Raw genomic sequence first — 1,681 nt, 5'->3', positions numbered from 1 at the left:
GCCGAGCTCCCGGTGGACCGGTGTGTCCACGAGCTGTTCGCCGAGCAGGCCGCCCGTACGCCCGACGCGCCCGCGCTGACCTTCGGCGGTACGACCCTGACGTACCGGGAGCTGGACGAGCGGGCCAACCGGATCGCCCATCACCTGATCGCGTCCGGCGCCGGTCCCGAGACGATCGTCGGCGTGAGCCTGGAGGGCCGAGCGGCTGGCGTACATGCTGTCCGACGCACAGGCCACCCTGCTCATCACCCACTCCGCCCTGCCCGAGCTGGAGTTCACCGGCACCCGCGTCCTCGTGGACACGGTCGCGGACGTGCAGGCCATCTCCGGCCGCCCGGCCACCGCCCCGCAGACCGCCGTGCGCCCGGACAACCTGATCTACGTCATCTACACCTCCGGCTCGACCGGTCTGCCCAAGGGCGTCAGCCTCACCCATGCCAACGTCGTCCGGCTCTTCTCCGCCACCCGCGAGCAGGTACGGTTCTCCGCCGAGGACGTCTGGGCGCTGTTCCACTCGTACGCGTTCGACGTGTCGGTGTGGGAGATGTGGGGCGCGCTGCTGCACGGTGGCCGGCTTGTCGTCGTGCCGCCGACGGTGAGCCGTTCGCCGTACGACATGCTGGAGCTGCTGGTGCGGGAACGGGTGTCCGTGCTGTGCCAGACGCCGTCCGCGTTCCGTTCGCTGGCCGCGCTGGCCGGTGAGGCGGACACGCAGGTGGACGGGCTGGCCCTGCGGAAGGTCATCTTCGCGGGCGAGCGCCTGGACATGTCCGAACTGGAGCCCTGGACGGCCCGGTTCGGCATAGGCCGGCCGACGCTGGTCAACATGTACGGCCCGACCGAGATCACGGTCTACGCCACCTACCACCGTGTCGGCGACCGGGACCTCGCCAACCCGACCCGGAGCGTGATCGGCCACCGGATCTCCGACCTCACGATCCACCTCCTCGACCGCGACGGCCACCCCGTCCCCGCCGGTGTCCCCGGCGAGATGCACATCGGCGGTCCCGGTCTGGCGCGCGGCTATCTGCGGAGGCCTGAGCTCAGCGCCGAGAAGTTCGTGCCGAACCCGTTCGGCCCGGCCGGCTCGCGCCTCTACCGCACCGGCGACCTGGCCCGGTTCCTGCCGGACGGATCGATCGAGTTCCTCGGGCGGATCGACAAGCAGGTCAAGGTCCGCGGCTACCGCATCGAGCTCGGCGAGATCGAGGCCGGCCTGCGGGAGCACGCGCGGGTGCGTGATGTCGTGGTGACGGTCCGCGAGAACGAGTCCGGGGAGAAGTCCCTGGTCGGTTACGTCGTCCCGACAGACGGCGCCACCGTCGATGGCACGTCCCTGCGCGCCCACCTGGCCGCCACCCTGCCTGACTACATGGTCCCGGCCGCGTTCGTCGCCCTGGAGGCGATCCCGCTCAACGGCAGCGGGAAGGTGGATCTTCGGGCGCTTCCGGCGCCGGACTTGGCGGCGTTCGCGGCGGAGCGGTATGTGGCGCCGCGTACTCCGGTGGAGGAGCGGCTTGCGGCGGTCTGGTCGCAGGTGCTCGGGCTGGAGCGGGTCGGTGTCGAGGACAGCTTCTTCGATCTGGGCGGTGACTCGATCCGTGCGGTGCGGCTGGTGGGTGCGCTGCGGGCGGCCGGCTATGACGTGTCGATACCGGATGTCTTCCGGCTGAAGACGGTC

Annotated in this window: 1 protein-coding gene; it reads left to right on the top strand. The window is 70.9% G+C overall.

Annotated elements, in window-relative coordinates:
* Positions 1–205: 205 nt before the first annotated feature.
* Positions 206–1,681: non-ribosomal peptide synthetase (locus IF54_RS40195; protein ID WP_267885003.1), on the top strand; the 1,476-nt coding region annotated here is incomplete at its 3' end.

This window comes from Streptomyces sp. NRRL B-3229 (assembly GCF_000719505.1).
Classification (GTDB): domain Bacteria; phylum Actinomycetota; class Actinomycetes; order Streptomycetales; family Streptomycetaceae; genus Streptomyces; species Streptomyces griseorubiginosus.
This window is presented reverse-complemented; position numbering and strand designations above follow the sequence as displayed.